This is a genomic window from Haloterrigena salifodinae, assembly GCF_003977755.1.
Classification (GTDB): domain Archaea; phylum Halobacteriota; class Halobacteria; order Halobacteriales; family Natrialbaceae; genus Haloterrigena; species Haloterrigena salifodinae.
Genome location: NZ_RQWN01000001.1, coordinates 756622 through 773226, shown reverse-complemented (window position 1 = coordinate 773226; position 16605 = coordinate 756622). Strand labels below are relative to the sequence as shown.

Sequence of the window (16605 nt, the reverse complement as noted above, 5' to 3'; positions counted from 1 at the left end):
CGGCATATCGACGCACAGCAACCCATCCGCTGCGGGATCCGTATCGTCTCGAGGATCCGAGGGCCCGAGCCCCATCGCAGAGAATGGGACGACTCGAGGGCCCAGCGAGACCGTCGAGTCGTCCGGCGACCGCGAACCCCCCTCACGTTCGTGGTAGCTGCCGCGATCGCGGATCGACTGATCGTATCGAACGGTCGAAAACGCCGTCGCTGACGATCGGCTTCCAGCCACCGCCGCGGATGGGGCTCGCGATGAGACGCCGCCGTCGCGTCGTTCCGCGAGGAATGTACACGATAGTGCATATATTTTGCCACACCGGGAGCTGATGAGGCACAAACACGGGGATTTTTATCGACTGGGCCCCCTACGGACGACCATGACTGATGGGCGGGGCGAAACTCCCCGGCGAACAGGGATGACCGAAAAGTGCGGCGTCGTCGGCGTCTCACTCGACGGTCGAGACGCGGCGCGGCCGTTGTACTACGCGCTCTATGCGCTCCAGCACCGCGGCCAGGAGTCTGCCGGAATCGTCACCCACGACGGCTTCCAGCAGCACAGCCACGTCGAGATGGGCCTGGTGGGCGACGCCTTCGGCGAGGACGACCTCGACACGCTCAACGGGGCAGCGGGGATCGGCCACGTCCGGTATCCGACGGCCGGCTCGGTCGATTCCTCGTGTGCCCAGCCGTTCTCCGTCTCCTTCAAGAGTGGTTCGCTGGGGCTTTCCCACAACGGCAACCTCGTCAACGCCGACGAGATCCGCGACGAACTCGCCGCCGCGGGCCACGCCTTCACCAGCGACGGCGACACCGAGGTCATCGCCCACGACCTCGCGCGCAACTTACTCGAGGAGGACCTCGTGCGTGCGGTCAAGCACACGATGCAACGCATCCACGGCTCCTACTCGCTGACGATCAGCCACGACGACACCATCCTCGGCGTGCGCGACCCGCAGGGGAACCGGCCGCTCTGTATTGGCGAACTCGAGGACGGCTACATCCTCGCCTCGGAGTCGGCGGCGATCGACACGTTAGACGGCGAACTCGTCCGCGACGTGCGACCGGGCGAACTCGTCGTCCTGCAGGCCGACGGCCAGGGATTCGACTCTTACCAGCTCGTCGAGAAGGAGAACACCGCGCATTGCTTCTTCGAACACGTCTACTTCGCCCGCCCCGACAGCGTCATCGACGAGACGCTGGTCTACGAGGCCCGCCGGAACCTCGGCCGCAAGCTCTGGGAGGAAAGCGGCGTCGAGACCGACGTCGTCATGCCCGTTCCGGACTCCGGGCGCGCCTTCGCCTCGGGCTACGCGGACGCCGCGAGCGAGACGACCGCCGACGGCGAGCCTCGAGATTCCGAGGATATCGGCGTCGAGTTCGCCGAGGGGCTGATGAAGAACCGCTACGTCGGCCGCACGTTCATCATGCCGACCCAGGACGAGCGCGAGCGCGCGGTGCGGCTGAAGCTCAACCCGATCAAATCGACGATTGAGGGCAAGACCGTCACAGTCATCGACGACTCGATCGTCCGCGGGACGACCTCCACGCAACTGGTCCAGCTGCTCAAGGACTGCGGTGCTGAGGAGGTCCACGTCCGCATCGGCGCCCCGGAGATCGTCGCGCCCTGCTACATGGGGATCGACATGGCCACCCGCGAGGAACTGATCGCCTCGGATAAATCGACCGACGAGATCCGCGACGAGATTCAGGCCGACAGCCTCGCCTACCTCTCGACCGACGCCGTCGCCGAGGTGCTCGGGAAAGAGCGACTCGACCTCTGTCTGGGTTGTGTCACCGGCGAATACCCCTACGATATCGAGGGTGAGGAAACCGACCGCGACGTCTCTCGCCCGGATGTCGGCGGGCAGCAGCTTCCGGCGGACGACTAGAACAACAACGTTTTGCGCTGCGGGCCGGCTTCGCCGGCCCTCGGCAAAACGTTGATGAAAAGCACTCCTCCCTCCGTTCTGGACGCGAAGCGTCCTCCACATCGGTCGTCGGCCCGCTCACTCCCTTCGGTCGCTCGCGGTTACAACTATTTCCGCTAAACCACCCCTCAACCCACCGCGAAAACTTCGGTTTGCCTCGAGCGCTCTCTCAGTAGACCACGTGCAACAGCACGTAGACGACGATCCCCAGCGAGAAGGAGATCAGCCACAGGCTCGCGGCGATTCGACCGACGCGGGCGTGGTTCGTCCGGTAGAGTTCGTCAATCGGATACGCGCCGGCGAGCAACAGCGCGTAGTAGACCAGCGGCACGCAGACGATTGCGAGGAAAATGTGAATCGCGAGGACCGGGTAGTAGACGAACTGTTTGATCGTCTCGGGTCCGGGGAACGGCTGCGGTCCCCCGGTCGCAACCAGCCGGTAGAGGTAGAAGGTCAGGAAGGCCGCGAATAGGACGAACGAGGAGACCATCGCCAGCCGGTGGCGATCGACGTTCCCACGACGGATCGCCCGCCAACCCACGGTAATCGTCCCGATCGCCGCGGCGCTGATGAGTGCGTTGAGGAGGGGGATCGACTCGAGGACCCAGTCGGGCGCGATTGGTACCGTTGAGGACGGTATCCGGCCGCCCGCGGCCGCGAAGACGATCGCGAGTGAGACGACACTCAGGACGGCCGTCAGGATATTGACGCGCTCTCGAGGGACGTACTCCATACCTCGAGATTCGACCGTGCGGGGAAAGTGGTTACTGACTCTCGTCGGGAGCGGTGATTCTCGAGTCGGTAACGTCGTAGCCTCTCGCTAAGAATCGCTCGTCTACTTGCAGAACCGTCGGACAGCGCTCTCGCTGTCTGGTGTAGTGTCTGTCAGAAGTTATGCGTGGGTGATGTCCGCGAAGGGAAATCACCTGCATCGTTGCGCTCGGCGATTACATCGCCTCGCGTTTCGCGGCGCGTAGCGCCGCGCATGCGATGCGTGGGACCGGATTCGAACCGGCGGACCCCTACGGGACAGCGCCCTCAACGCTGCGCCGTTGGCCTGGCTTGGCTACCCACGCTCGCGGTGTCTTTGTCTTACTGCACTCAACCGTATCCATCGGTATTACAAAAGCCCTTTCTTTTTCTCCCGGCCTGCGCCGAGGTCACACGGGACTGAGGGAATTCGAGGCGGTGATTTGAAATGCTCGAGTTGCCAAAAGGTACCATGGCTAAGTATTCGACCGGTTCGTCCTCCGGCGGCGGCGGGACGAGCTGCGAACTCTGCGGTGCCGAGAGTGACTCGCTTCGACTCGCCACGGTCGCCGGCGCCGAACTCGAGGTCTGTCCGGACTGTGCACCTCACGACGACACCCAGCAGCGCTCGGGGTCCAGTCGCGGCTCTCGAGGCCAGGGACAGGGACGGAGCGACTCGAACGACGAACCGAGCCGCAAGCAGAAGGCCGCTCAGAACGTCGCCAAGGCGAACCCGGTCTGGGACGGCGACTCCAAGCACTGGGAGCAGGAGGGAACGAACTACGACGACGATCCGCTGCCGTATCTCGTCTCCGGTTACGGCGATAAGTTGGAGGCGGCGCGCCAGGACGCCGGCCTGCAGCGCGAGGAACTCGCCGAGGAACTCGGCGCGCGCGAGAAGGACCTCCTCGCGGTCGAACAGGGCCGGGCGGCTCAGGACGGCGTCGGCGGCGGCCTGATCGAAGCCCTCGAGGAGCGACTGGACGTGACGCTGTCCGAGTGAGATCGCGTTCGGCGTATCGATTCGACTGACTGTTTCGGCAAGCAGACTTTTCATAGCTGACGAGAGAGTGGACCCAATGACCGGACAACGGGCAGCCAGGGAGCCCTACACCACGCGATTCGAAACCGAGGTGACGTCCATCGACGGGCGCACGGTCTGGCTGGAGACGAGTTACTTCTACGGGACGAGCGACGGCCAACCGGCCGACCGCGGGACCGTCGGCGACGCGACGGTCACCGACGTGCGACTGGTCGACGGCGAACAGGCTCACGTGCTGGCCGAGGAACCGTCGTTCAGGGCGGGCCATCGCGTGCTCTGTTCGATCGACTGGTCGTTTCGCATGTACTGCATGCGCGCGCACACGGCCGCCCACATCTGCTACGGCGCCGCCAGGCGCTGCATCGAGTCCCCGGGGTACGCCGGCCTCGAGATCGGCGAGGAGACGGTTGCGATCGACCTCGAGACCGCGCCGCTCGACGACGAGGCACTGATCGAACTCGACGAGTTGATCAACCGGACCGTCTGGCAGTCGAGGCCGATCTCCTGGGAGAGCGTCCCCGTCGCGACGGCGCGCGAGCGCGACGATATCATTTTCGACGCGGAGCGATCCGGGACGGCCGTCGAAAAGGGACGGGTCCGCGTCGTGACGATCGGCGACGAGGACGACACCGGCCACGGAATGGCGACCGCGGACGCGGGGGAGCCGTGGAACGTGGCGGCCTGCGGCGGGACCCATGTCCGGAACACCCGCGAGGTCGGACCCGTCACGGTGCTCGGCTGCTCGAGCCCCGACGAAGGAATCCGCCGGATCGAGTTCGCCGTCGGTCCGCAGGCGATCGACCGACGGACGGCCGAGAAGCGGGCCGCCTTCGCCGCGTCGGCAGCATTAGACGTCGACCTCGAGGACGTCGGCGACGAACTCGAACGCGCCTGAGAACCGACGGCGCGCTCAGGGGAGACTGGCGATCGTCGCAAGCACTGGTTTCATAACTCCATGTTCCGGATTACTACGTAGCTATATCTCGGCGGCTCGCTCACGGAAGGTAGAAACTATTACTATCTTCGAAGTGAATTTACAACCATGGGAGTCGATTACTCACAGCTGCACGATCCGAACGCCGAGTATACGATGCGCGACCTCTCGGCGGAGACGATGCAGGTCACCCGCGAACGCGGGGGCGGCCGGGACATCGAGATCACCGACATCCAGACGACGATGATCGACGGGAACTTCCCGTGGACGCTGGTCCGAATCTACACCGACGCCGGCATCGTCGGCACCGGCGAAGCCTACTGGGGCGCCGGCGTCCCGGAACTGATCCAGCGGATGACGCCCTTCCTGCAGGGCGAAAACCCGCTGGACATCGATCGGCTGACCGAGCACCTCGTCCAGAAGATGTCCGGCGAGGGGTCGATCGCCGGCGTCACCGTCACCGCCATCGCGGGCATCGAGGTCGCCCTGCACGATCTGGCGGGGAAGATTCTCGAGGTGCCGGCCTACCAGCTGCTGGGCGGGAAGTACCGCGACGAGGTCCGTGTCTACTGTGACTGTCACACCGAAGAGGAGGCCGACCCCGAGGCCTGCGCCGACGAGGCCGAACGCGTCGTCGAGGACCTGGGTTACGACGCCCTGAAGTTCGACCTCGACGTCCCCTCGGGCCACGAGAAGGACCGCGCGAACCGCCACCTCCGCGAGCCCGAGATCGAGCACAAGGCCAAGATCGTCGAGAAGGTCACCGAGCGCGTCGGCGACCGCGCCGACGTCGCCTTCGACTGCCACTGGACGTTCTCCGGAGGCAGCGCGAAGCGACTCGCAAAGCGCTTAGAGGAGTACGACGTCTGGTGGCTCGAAGACCCCGTCCCGCCGGAGAACCACGACGTTCAGCGGGAGGTTACCCAGTCGACCGAGACGCCGATCACGGTCGGCGAAAACGTCTACCGGAAACACGGCCAGCGCCGCCTGCTCGAGGAGCAGGCCGTCGACATCATCGCGCCCGACATGCCCAAAGTCGGCGGCATGCGTGAGACGCGAAAGATCGCCGACCTCGCGGACATGTACTACGTGCCGGTCGCGATGCACAACGTCTCCTCACCGGTCGCGACGACGGCCAGCGCCCACGTCGGCGCGGCGATCCCGAACTCGCTGGCCGTCGAGTACCACTCCTACGAACTCGGCTGGTGGGAGGACTTAGTCGAGGAAGACGTCATCGAGGACGGCTACATCGAGATTCCCGAGGAGCCAGGGCTCGGCGTGACCCTCGATATGGACGTCGTCGAGGAGCACATGGTCGAAGGCGAGGAACTCTTCGACGAAGCGTAACGCGTCGAATCAGCGAATTCCATTTTCTGTTCGATTCGGTCTCGAGCGTCTCACTCCCGTTCCGGTGCGACTACCGAAGTGAGCGGTTTTGAGCGGTCTGTATTAATGACGTACTATTACACCATAGATTTAGCTCCGGGCGTAGAAGTCAGCCCATGGACCGGCGACCCTCACGGAGACGGATTCACGACGCAACTCGAGAACCGGACCGACGACGGTTGCTCGCGGACGGCGGCGAACCCGATCCCGATCCCGCGCTCGAGCGCGGCGGCGGCTCGCACCACCCCGGGCCGCCGCGGTTCGTCACCGTCGGCGAGGGGATCGTCGACCCGAACGGGAACGAGATAGAGACGCGGGACGACCTCGCGCCGCGGAACCCCGACGGCGATGCCGACTACCGCTGGCGCGTGCTCGAGTCGCCCGCGAACTCGACGAGTCCGTCGCCCAGGCCGACCTCTTGATCGGCGCCGACGCGCTCGCGTCCGACGGGACCCTCGCCGTCAATTCGGTCGCGGTCCTCGAGGGAGACAGGTCGTAAGCGAGTTGGCTCGAGGGAGACTCGAGCGAGCGGTGAGGACAGAAACGAGGGGACAGGGGTCGGCTGATTAGCCCTCCATCCCGCCGAAGGAGAGGCCGCTTTCGACCTGTTTCTGGGCGAGGAAGTAGATGATCGCGACCGGAAGGGCGAACAGTAAGGCGAAGGCGGCGAACTGCGGCCACGACGTCCCACGCCGGTCGCCGATGAGCCCGTAGAGTTCCACCGACAGCGGGTAGAGGTCGGGATCGTGGATCAGCGTCTGTGCCACGATGAACTCGTTCCAGCCGGCGGTCCACGCGAACACCAGTACGGCGGCGATGCCGGGTTTCGCGAGCGGCAGAATGACCTCCCGCATGACCTGCCACTGGCTGGCGCCGTCGACGATGGCCGCCTCCTCGTAGGAGACGGGGATGTTGTCCATGAAGGTCTTCAGCAACCACGTGTTGAACGGGATCGCCCCGGCCGCATAGAAGAGGCCGAGCACGAGCAGGTTGTTGGTCAGGCCGATGCCCGAGAACAGCGCGTAGAGCGCGATGAGGACGGCGATCGAGAGGCCAGCCCCCACCTGCGTGAACAGGATGTAGCCGTAGAGGAGCTTTCGCCGACCGAAGAACTCCCGCCGCGAGAGCGCGTAGGCCCCGGGGATCGAGAACGCCAACGTGACGGTGACCGTCACGGTGACGACGATCAGGCTGTTCAGGAGCCCCCGTCGGAAGGACTCGTTCTCGAGGACCCATCGGAACGAATCCAGCGTGTACGTGGCCGGGTCGCCGAACAGACTCCCTGGAGACGACAGCGTCGTCCCTCTGGACAGTGCGACGGTAACGATCCAGTACACCGGGAATAGCAGGATCAGGAGGAGTCCGATGGCGACTCCAGTCGTGAGGGCGGACTTCGCGACGTCTACCGGACTTCGACGACCTGCTCGGAGATCTGCGATCGCATCTAGTATCGTACTCATTTGATCACACCCCGTCCGCGAGATTGGTTTTCTTGACGGCGAGCCACATGAACAGCCCAATGAATCCGATCGCAACGACCATGATCGCCGACGACATCGCGTATTCGTTGAACACGCGCGCCTCCCGGTAGCCGTAGACCAGGAGCAGTTCGTTGCTCCGACCGGGCCCGCCCTTGTTGAACACCCACGGAATCAGGAAGTTCTGGAAGGACGTCGCGGCGGTGAGAATCGACGCAAACACTAGCGGACCCTTGATCGCGGGGATCGTCACGTGCCGGAGCCGATTCAGGTAGCCCGCCCCATCGACTTTCGCCGCGTCGTGAAGCTCCATCGGCACGTCCTGGAGCGCGCTGACGACGATGATCACCATGAACGGATACGCGAGCCACGTTTCGGTCACGACGTAACCGAAGAAGGCGGCCCACCTGCCCCCCGTCCAGTTCACTGGGACGTCGACGAGCAGTAGTTCCGGAGCCCTGAGCGCGAGGAAGAAGGCGATCGTATCGACGAGTTCGGTGAGGCCGATAACGACGTCGTTGTACGCTGACACGAGCCGGTTGAACGGTCCGAACTTGGCCGGACTAAAGATCGCCCGCCAGATCGTGATCACGAAGATCGGCGGAAAGCCCATGGGAACGATGACGAGCGTCCGCATGTACCGCTTTCCGGCTACCCGGTCGTGCGTGAGCAGGATGGCGATCACCAGCGTGAGTACGAGTTTCAGGCCCAGACTCACGCCGACGTAGAGCCAGGTGACCCCAATGGAGTTCCAGAACTCCCCGTCGGTGAACAGTTCGAGGTAGTTCGCAAACCAGACGATCGATGCCTCGCCCTGGAAGATCCCGATCACGTCGCCCGCTCGACTCACGTCGGTGATCGACAGGTAGACGAGAAACGCGATCGGGAACAGCATGAACAGCGAGAACAGCACTAGCCCCGGTAAGACCAGTACCACCCCGATATCCGTCGCTCTCGACGGGAGGAGACGACGGATTCGATTTCCCACGCCCTCGGGTGTATCTACAGACATTTTGCTAGTATTGAATACTGGTGGACGTTATTTCCAGGAGTCTCGAATCTGTTCGGCGGCGTTCTCTAACTCTTCCCGCGGATCGCCGCCCGACCCGAGGACGACGTCGAGCGCGGACTCGACCGGATCCCAGACGGCGTCCATCTTTTTGCTCGCGGGCATCGGCATTCCCATATCCACGGTCTGACTGAACGCGCCGACGTCGTCCCCGAGGTCGCCGTTTCCGACGACCGACTGGAGGACGGGGATGGTCGCGTGATCCTGCGCGTTGGTCGTCGCGACGTCTTCGGTCGTGGTGTACCACTCCGCCCAGTCGAGGACCGCGTCGTGGACCGCGTCGTCGGCCTCTTCGAGGCGAGACGTGAGGTACCACATCTGAATGCCTGTAAACGGCGTCGGCTCGCCGCCGTCGGGCGCGGGCAACGGTGCGACGCCGACGTCGATCCCGGCGTCCCGGAGATCGCCGAGGTTCCACGGACCGGTAACGGCGAACGGCGCTTGCCCGTCCTGGAATACCGAGAGGTTCGTGTCTTCCTCGAGGTCGTTCGGACTGTATTCGTAGATATTGTCGCGGATGAGCTCGAGTCCCTCGACGACCGCGTCGTCGTCGACGCCCAGTTCGTCGGCGTCCTCGTCGTAGAGGACGCCGCCGAACCCCTGCAGGTAGGCGCTGTAGTGGTACGGATCGCCCGGATAGCCGATGCCGTACTCCCCTTCGCGCTCCATGATATCGACCATCTCGGAGACCGTCTCCGGCGGTTCGTCGACCATGTCCTTGTTGTACATCAGCGACACCGTTTCCGCAGCGTAGGGGAGCCCGTACACGTTCCCCTCCCACTGGACCGCGTCGGCGGCTGCTTCCGTATACGTCCCCTCGAGGTCGACGTCGAACGCATCGCTCCCGTCGTAGAGGTTCCCGTTCTCGTGCTGGACGCCGATCCAGTCGTGCGCCCAGGTAAAACTCATCGGCCCGTCGTTGGCCGGGAGCGCGGTCTCCAACTGCTCGTCCATACTGGAGACGCCGGAGGCATCGAGTTCCTGATCGGCGTCCTCGTTGAACGTCTCGAGATGCCCGTCGAAGGTCTCTTCCTCCGAATCGGTGAATTCGTGCCAGAGTTCAGCGCTCCCGTCGCCGCTGAACATGCTCGTACATCCTGCGAGAGTCGCCCCCGCCATCGCTCCGCCGATACCCTTGAGCACGGGTCTGCGTTTCATTGGCATGCTGCAATCGATGATGAATTATATCTTCACGTATTTAATGATTTGGGATGTTCGTTTTCGTCGTCTCTCACCCGCCCCATCGTCGCTCTGTGGGCCAGCAGTCGGGGAGAATCCGAACGTTCGGGCTCGAGTAGAGAGAGCGCCCGAGGATCGCGACCGGCGCGTTTGGCCAACCAGACGGTTGCGAAACCGGGTCCGTCACCCGTTCAAAACATTAGATGAGATATTACTTCCAAGATAGCGAATTTTGGAAAGGGTTTTATCGCCCCCGGGTAATTGTGGTGTCATGGCACGGGTCACAGTCGACGCACTGCGGAAAGAATACGACACCGGATCAGTCGTCGCCGTCAACGACCTCTCCCTCGAAATCGAGGACGGCGAGTTCGTGACCGTCGTCGGGCCGTCGGGCTGTGGCAAGACGACGACGCTTCGAATGCTCGCGGGCCTCGAGGAACCGACCGGCGGCCGGATCGAGATCGGCGGCGAGGACGTCACGGACGTCCACGCGAAAAACCGGGACGTCGCGATGGTGTTCCAGAACTACGCGCTGTATCCTCACAAGACCGTCTTCGAGAACATGGCGTTCGGGCTCCGGATGAGCACCGAGCTGACCGAGGCCGAGCGCGAAGCGCAGGTGGTCGAAACGGCCGAGATGATGGACATCGCGGACCTCCTCGAGGACAAGCCCGACGAGCTCTCCGGCGGCCAGAAACAGCGCGTTGCCCTCGGCCGCGCGATCGTCAGGGAACCCGATCTGTTCCTGTTCGACGAACCGCTCAGCAATCTCGACGCCAAGCTCCGGACGACCATGCGCGCGGAGATCCAGCGGCTCCAGAACGAACTCGAGATCACGGCCGTCTACGTCACGCACGACCAGCACGAGGCGATGACGATGGGCGACCGGATCGTCATCCTCGACGGCGGCGAACTCCAGCAGCAGGGGAAGCCGACCGACGTCTACGAGCGGCCGGTCAACGGGTTCGTCGGCGGCTTCATCGGCTCGCCGTCAATGAACTTCGTCGACGTCGCCGTCGAGCCCAACGGCGATCGACTTCAGCTGATCGGTCCCGACGGCGAGTTCGCGTACGACCTCTCGGCGGCGTACGTCGACCGTCACGCGGACGACCTCGAGTCGAGCCGGTACACGCTCGGCGTGCGGCCGGAGAACGTCACCGTCGCCGACGACGGTGCGGCCAACGCGATCGCGACCACCATCGACGTCGTCGAACCCGTCGGCTCCGACAACTTCCTGCACCTCGGGCTGAGCGACGAGTTCATCGCCCGCGTCGACTCGGACGTGCGCCTCGAGTCGGGTGATCGGGTGACGATCGCGTTCGACGAGTCGGACGTCCACCTGTTCGACGCCGAAACGGGTCGGAACGTCCTCACCCGCGAACGAGAGGCGCCGACCGTCACGTCCTGATTTTCGAGACCGTACGCGCCGCGGTCCGTTCGATATCGTGAAAACCGTCGCTCGCGAGGCGGAGACTCAGTCCTGCAGCGGCGCGCGGTCCTCGGCGTCAGCACGCGCGGGCGATCCGGACGCCTCGAGGAGACTCGCCGTCGCGAGTCGGATAGCGTGGGGCCAGCCCAGCGGCGTGGCGCTGTCCGGCGTGCCGTCGTCGAACACCTGCTCGGGGAGATAGCCGCCGGGTCTGCGGAGCGGTCCACCGGGCCCGACCAGCGCGAGCAGGTCGCGCCCGCGTTCGTCGAACGCCGCGCTCTCCTCGCGGTCGCTCGCCGCCAGTAACTCGCCGAGTTCGACGGCGGCGTGTGCGCCCCACGCCGTCGTCACCGTCCAGATCTTCGCAGCGTCCTGGTCGCGGACCCGCCAGGGATCGCCCTCGAAGCGCGCGAGCCCCTCGACGGGCCCCGCGGGGTTCCGGTAGAGCCCGTCGATCGTGGTCTCAACGTGAGATACGAGCCGATCGAGTCGCTCGCCGTCGACGTCCTCGAGCGCGGCGTACTCCCGGTGGGCCGACGCGAGCGCGAGCGTGCTGCCGTCGAGCCGGTCGTCGACGTCGTCGCCGTCGGTCCGCATCGCGTAGATCCCGCGCTCGGGCACCCAGAGGTCGTCGACCGCGTCGTACACGGTTCGCGCTCGCTCCCGCGCTCGCGCCGCGAGCGCGTCGTCGACGGGCGCCTTGGCGACCGCCGCGTAGGCCTCGAGGAACGTCGCCGCGGTGTGGGCAAAGCGCCCGGTCATGTTCTCCCAGGCGTTCTGGACTCGTTCGGGGAGGCCGTCGGCCGCGAGCGAGTCGTCCAGTCCGTCGACCGCGGCCGCGAGCGTCTCCCGAACCTGCCCGTCGTCGGGATCAACGCGCCGGAGGTACGTCGCGAGAAACGCCGCCGCGCTCGCGGTCTGATCCGCCTGGTACTCCTTGGACTCGCCTCCCTCGAGGCGGCCGTGGGCCCAGCCGGGAGCGAGCGCGCCGTTGTACGGCCACACCCGGTGGGGCCAGGTGCCGTCGGAGAGCTGTGTCTCGGCGTAGAACCGGGCGCTTCGTTCGTGCCACTCCTCGAGTCCGAGCGCCAGCCGCCGATCGGCCGCGAGCAGGAAGCGGGCGATCTCGGCGTCGTCCCGGAACCAGGTGTAGCCGTAGCCACCGGAGTACCGGTAGAACGGGTCGAATTCGGGGCCGGCGATTCGAGCGCCCGTCGACGCGCGCAATAGCGCGAGCGCCCGGAGATCCGAGAGCCCGCCGTCGCCGACACGGTCGGGGTCGGGCAACCGGTCGCGAGCCTGGTCGCGTCCGGCCTCGAGGACCGTCTCGCGGTCGGCGTGTTCGGCGACGGCGGTCCGGACGTGCTCGAGCGTGGCGGCGCGGTCGCCGTCGTCCGAGAGCAGCGTCGCGATGGTCGCGCTCGGCGTCGACCCGGTGAGTTCGAGTTCGCACATCGCGATCGGACTGAGTCGGGCCTCCTCGTAGCGGTCGTCCGTCGGCGACCGCGGGAAGTCGGCCGGCTCTGACGCGAGGAGTTCGGCGAACCGCTCCGGGACCTGCCCGGTTGCCGACAGCTCGGTCGAGGCCGCGAGGAAGTCGCGTTCGACGTCGTGGTGGACCTCGACGGCGTCGCCGTGCCAGAGCTGTCCGACCCGTCCCGCCCGTCCCTCCGGAGCGAAGCCGACGCAGGCGTGGAGGCTAACGTTTCCGGAGAGCTCGTCCCCCCGCTCGAGTTCGAAGTGCGTCAGGTGGAGCCGACCGATCGTGACGTCGTACTGCAGGCAGGTCGCGTCGCCGACGGCGTGGGTTGTCTCGACGACCGCGGTGTCGTCGACGTAGCGCTGGTCGACGTCGTCGGCGTCGAACCACCGCACGTCGCCGTCCGTCTCGAGGCCGAACCGGGAGCGTTCGACGCCGGCCAGCCCCGAGAGCGGGTAGGAGTAGTCCCTGATCGATCCGTCGGGGGCGACGTGAACGAGCCGTTCGTCGAGGCCGGAGAAGAGCCCCCGCGTCGACCTGCGCTCGCCGGGGAACCGCCGCGGCTCCCCCTGCGATCGCTTGAAATCGTTGAGCGCGCCGTGTAGTTCCATCGTTCTCTCAGTTCGCAGCCGGAGCAATAAACTTTGTTGAAAAATGTATTCTCACTTTTCGAAGATCGGGCGCCAGCGCGTTGTGCCTGAACGGTCGAGTCCCGCGACACCGGGCGGACCAACTGGAGCGGTCGGGATGACCGGACCGAGCATATTTTACACTGACCCTGCAATCTGTGACGTACTGAATATACATGGACGACGACGAGCTCGCCGAACTGCTCGAGCGATTCGGCCTCTCGGAGAAGGAGACCGACACCTACCTCGCAATCCTCGAACGCGGGGAGTCGAAAGCGAGTGCCATCGCCGACGCCGCCGACGTCTCCAAGCGCTACGTCTACAGCATCTGCGAGGAACTCGAGGAGCGCGGGTTCGTCGAGGTCGACGACCACGCGGTGCCGACGGTGATCCGACCCGTCCAGCCCGAGACGGTCGTCGAGCGACTGACGCGCAGCGTCGAGGAGATCGAACCGGAACTGGAGTCGCGGTTCACGGCGACGGAGCGCTCCGGCGAACAGTTCGAGGTGATCAAGTCCCGCCAGACGGTGATCAAGCGGATCGAGAACCTGCTGGCCGGTGCAGAGACGGAGGTGACGCTCTCGCTGCCCGCCGAGGTGCTCCCGCGGATCCGCTCGACGCTCGAGGCGACGGTCGACCGGGGGGTGCTCGTCCTCCTCCTGTTGGGCGCGACCGAGGGCGATCAGGACATCGCGTCGCTGGCCGGGACGGCCAGTACAGTCCGGACCTGGGACGCGCTCGTGCCGACGATGCTGACGGTCGACGGTCGCCACGGGCTGCTCGCGCCGAGTCAGATCCTGACGACATCGGCGAGCGACACGCGGGCGATCGCCATCTCCCAGGAGCAACTCGCGCCCGTCCTCGCCGGCTCGTTCCTGGCGAACTACTGGCCGACCGCGGAGGAGCGGTACGTCACGACGCCGAACGAACTCCCCTGTACGTACGAGGGGTTCCGGAGCGCCGTCTTTCAGATCGCGCTCCACCGCGCGACGGACACGCGCATCGAGGCGTCGGTCACCGGCTCGCCGGTCGGCGACCGGGATCTCCCCTCGTCGCTCACCGGCGAGGTCGTCGACGTCCGACAGAGTCTCGTCCGGCCCGTCAGTTCGACGCTCCCCATCGAGAACGCGTTCGAACTCGAGGTCGACGGCGAGCGGTACACCGTCGGCGGCACCGGCGCGTTCCTCGAGGACTACGAGGCGGAGTCGGTCACCATTCGCGCGCTCGAGGAGTGACCACCGCTCGAACGCCCCTTATTTCGACCGTGAGTAAATTTCTTGCATCCGCGGCACGCAGTGCTCGCTGTGATGGAACGTCTCACTAGCGGACGGATTGCGAGCGCGTATCGAACGACGGACGCGACCGGAGGGCTGCGCGGATGACCGACCGGCAAACCGTCAGGGACCGGCTCGTCGAGAGCGGCGTCGTCGCGGTCCTTCGCGGCGTCGACGAGGAGCAGATCGTTCCGGTCGCGCGGGCGATGCACGAGGCCGGCGTCGAGGCGCTCGAGGTCACGGCGGACGGGACGCGCGCGGCGGAGAAGATCGCGGCCGTCGACCGGGAACTCGCGGACACCGACGCGGTCGTCGGCGCTGGGACCGTTCTCGACGCGCCGACCGCCCAGTCCGCGATTGACGCAGGCGCGTCGTTCGTCGTCTCACCCCACACCGAACCGGACGTGGTGCGGACCTGCAACCGGCGCGGCGTCCTCGTCGCCCCCGGCGTCATGACGCCGACGGAGGCCGTGACGGCGATGGAGGCCGGCGCGGACCTCCTCAAGATGTTCCCCGCGTCGACGGTCGGGCCGGGCCACATCGGTGCGCTCGCGGGGCCGCTGGGCGACGTCGACATCATTCCGACGGGCGGCGTCTCGCGGGACAACGTCGCCGACTTCTTCGACGCTGGCGCAGTGGCCGTCGGCGCCGGCGGCGCCATCGTCGACGACGAAGCGATCGCCGACGGCGACATGGATCGGGTTCGCGAGACCGCCGCCTCGTTCGTCGAGGCGGTCGAGGCGGCGCGCGGCGAGTAGGTCGTCGTCGCTCTCGTCTCGAGATCGGTTCGTCCCTCGAGTTCGCCCTCGGACGGCTGCTGCTGGTGGCTGTTTTATGCCGCTCGTCGGGGTGGCAACGGGCGTGACGCCAGACCTCGATCAGTGCACTCGCAGACGACTACTCGGCGCGGTCGGCGCGGCCGGGGCCGTAGCAGCGGTCGGTCTCGGCACTACCGGTGGCGGCACCGCACAGAACGAAACCAACGGTTCGAACGCGACGACCCAGGAGAACGGCGGCGCCGATGTCGACAGCCCGTACACGGACACGTATCGCGAGACGATCGATTCCGTCGTTCTGGTCACCATCTCCGGCAGCAGCCTCGGCGGCGGTGGCGGCGGGCTCGGCACGGGGTTCGTCATCGACGACGAACACATCGTAACCAACAACCACGTCGTCCAGAGCGCCAGCGAGGGCGGAATCGAAATCCAGTTCAGCAACCAGGAGTGGCGCCCCGCATCGGTCGTCGGCACCGACGCCTACAGCGATCTCGCCGTCCTGCGCGTCGACGACCTGCCCGACATCGCCGACGGGCTCTCGCTCTCGGAGACCGAACCCGTGATCGGCCAGGAGGTGCTTGCGATCGGCAACCCGCTCGGGTTCGACGCGTCGGTCTCCCAAGGGATCGTCAGTGGGATCGACCGCTCGCTCCCCAGCCCCACCGGCTTCTCGATCCCGGCCGCGATCCAGACCGACGCGCCGGTCAACCCCGGCAACAGCGGCGGGCCGCTGGTGAGCCTCGAGGGCGACGTCCTCGGCGTCGTCTTCGCCGGGGCCGCCCAGACCATCGGTTTCGCGATCTCCGCGCGCCTCGCAAACCGGGTCGTCCCCGCGCTCATCGAGGACGGAACGTACGAACACCCCTACATGGGCGTCGGGGTACAACCGGTCGGGCCGGAGATCGCCGACGAACTCGGCCTCGAGGAAGCCAACGGCGTGCTGGTCGCCGAGGTCGTTCCGAACTCGCCCGCGGACGGCGTCCTCACGCCGGCCGGTCGCCGCGGTCCGGGAAGCGGCGACGTGATCGTCGCCATCGACGGCGAGGAGATCCCGAATCAAGATCAGCTCTCGGCGTATCTCGCCCTCGAGACCTCGCCCGGGGACACGATCGAACTCGAGATCGTCCGGGACGGCGAGGAGCAAACCGTGGAGTTGACGCTCGCGGAGCGGCCGAACATCGAACGACCGGGAACCGGGATTCCGAGCGGCCCGAGCGAGCGACCGCCGTCGACGGGGCCGTAATCGACCGCC

At 66.0% G+C, this 16605-nt stretch carries 14 protein-coding genes and 1 tRNA gene; 9 read left to right on the top strand and 6 right to left on the bottom strand.

What is annotated here, in order from left to right; genetic code table 11:
- Positions 1 to 415: 415 nt before the first annotated feature.
- Positions 416 to 1888 carry an amidophosphoribosyltransferase gene (purF, locus tag EH209_RS03960; protein ID WP_126662517.1) on the top strand — a complete coding sequence of 491 codons (1473 nt, stop codon included), beginning with the start codon at positions 416 to 418 and terminating at the stop codon, positions 1886 to 1888.
- Between the two features lie 208 nt (positions 1889 to 2096).
- Here the strand turns inward: purF and EH209_RS03955 are convergent, their stop codons facing one another.
- Together EH209_RS03955 and EH209_RS03950 are read right to left on the bottom strand one after the other, a co-directional pair.
- Complete coding sequence (locus tag EH209_RS03955) at positions 2097 to 2660, bottom strand: DUF420 domain-containing protein (protein ID WP_126661638.1); 564 nt, start codon at positions 2658 to 2660, stop codon at positions 2097 to 2099.
- Between the two features lie 258 nt (positions 2661 to 2918).
- A tRNA-Leu gene (locus EH209_RS03950) sits at positions 2919 to 3003 on the bottom strand.
- A 146-nt stretch (positions 3004 to 3149) separates the two neighbouring features.
- On the opposite strand from EH209_RS03950, the gene EH209_RS03945 reads away from it, so the two are divergent.
- The 4 genes from EH209_RS03945 to EH209_RS03930 all read left to right on the top strand — a co-directional run bounded on the left by EH209_RS03945 (position 3150) and on the right by EH209_RS03930 (position 6461).
- Positions 3150 to 3680: a helix-turn-helix domain-containing protein gene (locus EH209_RS03945; RefSeq protein ID WP_126661637.1), complete on the top strand. Its 531-nt coding sequence runs from the start codon at positions 3150 to 3152 to the stop codon at positions 3678 to 3680.
- A gap of 76 nt (positions 3681 to 3756) precedes the next feature.
- Entirely contained in the window at positions 3757 to 4614 is an 858-nt protein-coding gene (locus tag EH209_RS03940; RefSeq protein WP_126661636.1) for an alanyl-tRNA editing protein, read from the top strand.
- 147 nt (positions 4615 to 4761) lie between these two features.
- On the top strand, positions 4762 to 6000 hold the full coding sequence (locus tag EH209_RS03935; protein ID WP_126661635.1) for a mandelate racemase/muconate lactonizing enzyme family protein: 1239 nt from the start codon (positions 4762 to 4764) through the stop codon (positions 5998 to 6000).
- 155 nt (positions 6001 to 6155) lie between these two features.
- On the top strand, positions 6156 to 6461 hold the full coding sequence (locus EH209_RS03930; RefSeq protein WP_249038743.1) for a hypothetical protein: 306 nt from the start codon (positions 6156 to 6158) through the stop codon (positions 6459 to 6461).
- Positions 6462 to 6605: 144 nt separating this feature from the next.
- On the opposite strand, the gene EH209_RS03925 is transcribed toward EH209_RS03930, so the two are convergent.
- From EH209_RS03925 to EH209_RS03915, 3 genes are read right to left on the bottom strand one after another with little or no spacing between them, the layout of a single operon-like run.
- Positions 6606 to 7499 (bottom strand): sugar ABC transporter permease, encoded by an 894-nt coding sequence (locus EH209_RS03925; RefSeq protein WP_126661634.1) that lies wholly within the window; start codon positions 7497 to 7499, stop codon positions 6606 to 6608.
- Positions 7500 to 7503: 4 nt separating this feature from the next.
- Positions 7504 to 8529, bottom strand: a complete 1026-nt coding sequence (locus tag EH209_RS03920; protein WP_126661633.1) for a carbohydrate ABC transporter permease — start codon at positions 8527 to 8529, stop codon at positions 7504 to 7506.
- Between the two features lie 27 nt (positions 8530 to 8556).
- Positions 8557 to 9744 (bottom strand): extracellular solute-binding protein, encoded by a 1188-nt coding sequence (locus EH209_RS03915; protein ID WP_324618168.1) that lies wholly within the window; start codon positions 9742 to 9744, stop codon positions 8557 to 8559.
- Between the two features lie 292 nt (positions 9745 to 10036).
- On the opposite strand from EH209_RS03915, the gene EH209_RS03910 reads away from it, so the two are divergent.
- Positions 10037 to 11173, top strand: a complete 1137-nt coding sequence (locus EH209_RS03910; RefSeq protein ID WP_126661631.1) for an ABC transporter ATP-binding protein — start codon at positions 10037 to 10039, stop codon at positions 11171 to 11173.
- Between the two features lie 66 nt (positions 11174 to 11239).
- On the opposite strand, the gene EH209_RS03905 is transcribed toward EH209_RS03910, so the two are convergent.
- Positions 11240 to 13285: a glucan 1,4-alpha-glucosidase gene (locus EH209_RS03905; RefSeq protein ID WP_126661630.1), complete on the bottom strand. Its 2046-nt coding sequence runs from the start codon at positions 13283 to 13285 to the stop codon at positions 11240 to 11242.
- A 194-nt stretch (positions 13286 to 13479) separates the two neighbouring features.
- Between EH209_RS03905 and EH209_RS03900 the strand changes: the two genes are divergently transcribed.
- The 3 genes from EH209_RS03900 (at position 13480) to EH209_RS03890 (ending at position 16596) form a co-directional block, all read left to right on the top strand.
- Complete coding sequence (locus EH209_RS03900; RefSeq protein WP_126661629.1) at positions 13480 to 14538, top strand: TrmB family transcriptional regulator; 1059 nt, start codon at positions 13480 to 13482, stop codon at positions 14536 to 14538.
- A gap of 143 nt (positions 14539 to 14681) precedes the next feature.
- Entirely contained in the window at positions 14682 to 15335 is a 654-nt protein-coding gene (locus EH209_RS03895; RefSeq protein ID WP_126661628.1) for a bifunctional 4-hydroxy-2-oxoglutarate aldolase/2-dehydro-3-deoxy-phosphogluconate aldolase, read from the top strand.
- Positions 15336 to 15411: 76 nt separating this feature from the next.
- Positions 15412 to 16596, top strand: a complete 1185-nt coding sequence (locus EH209_RS03890) for a S1C family serine protease (RefSeq protein ID WP_126661627.1) — start codon at positions 15412 to 15414, stop codon at positions 16594 to 16596.
- Positions 16597 to 16605: the final 9 nt, after the last annotated feature.

Bases quoted from the DNA above. Each gene is read 5' to 3' on its own strand.
- purF (WP_126662517.1), top strand. From the start codon at position 416: ATGACCGAAAAGTGCGGCGTCGTCGGCGTCTCACTCGACGGTCGAGAC.
- EH209_RS03955 (WP_126661638.1), bottom strand. From the start codon at position 2,660: ATGGAGTACGTCCCTCGAGAGCGCGTCAATATCCTGACGGCCGTCCTG.
- EH209_RS03945 (WP_126661637.1), top strand. From the start codon at position 3,150: ATGGCTAAGTATTCGACCGGTTCGTCCTCCGGCGGCGGCGGGACGAGC.
- EH209_RS03940 (WP_126661636.1), top strand. From the start codon at position 3,757: ATGACCGGACAACGGGCAGCCAGGGAGCCCTACACCACGCGATTCGAA.
- EH209_RS03935 (WP_126661635.1), top strand. From the start codon at position 4,762: ATGGGAGTCGATTACTCACAGCTGCACGATCCGAACGCCGAGTATACG.
- EH209_RS03930 (WP_249038743.1), top strand. From the start codon at position 6,156: ATGGACCGGCGACCCTCACGGAGACGGATTCACGACGCAACTCGAGAA.
- EH209_RS03925 (WP_126661634.1), bottom strand. From the start codon at position 7,499: ATGAGTACGATACTAGATGCGATCGCAGATCTCCGAGCAGGTCGTCGA.
- EH209_RS03920 (WP_126661633.1), bottom strand. From the start codon at position 8,529: ATGTCTGTAGATACACCCGAGGGCGTGGGAAATCGAATCCGTCGTCTC.
- EH209_RS03915 (WP_324618168.1), bottom strand. From the start codon at position 9,744: ATGAAACGCAGACCCGTGCTCAAGGGTATCGGCGGAGCGATGGCGGGG.
- EH209_RS03910 (WP_126661631.1), top strand. From the start codon at position 10,037: ATGGCACGGGTCACAGTCGACGCACTGCGGAAAGAATACGACACCGGA.
- EH209_RS03905 (WP_126661630.1), bottom strand. From the start codon at position 13,285: ATGGAACTACACGGCGCGCTCAACGATTTCAAGCGATCGCAGGGGGAG.
- EH209_RS03900 (WP_126661629.1), top strand. From the start codon at position 13,480: ATGGACGACGACGAGCTCGCCGAACTGCTCGAGCGATTCGGCCTCTCG.
- EH209_RS03895 (WP_126661628.1), top strand. From the start codon at position 14,682: ATGACCGACCGGCAAACCGTCAGGGACCGGCTCGTCGAGAGCGGCGTC.
- EH209_RS03890 (WP_126661627.1), top strand. From the start codon at position 15,412: ATGCCGCTCGTCGGGGTGGCAACGGGCGTGACGCCAGACCTCGATCAG.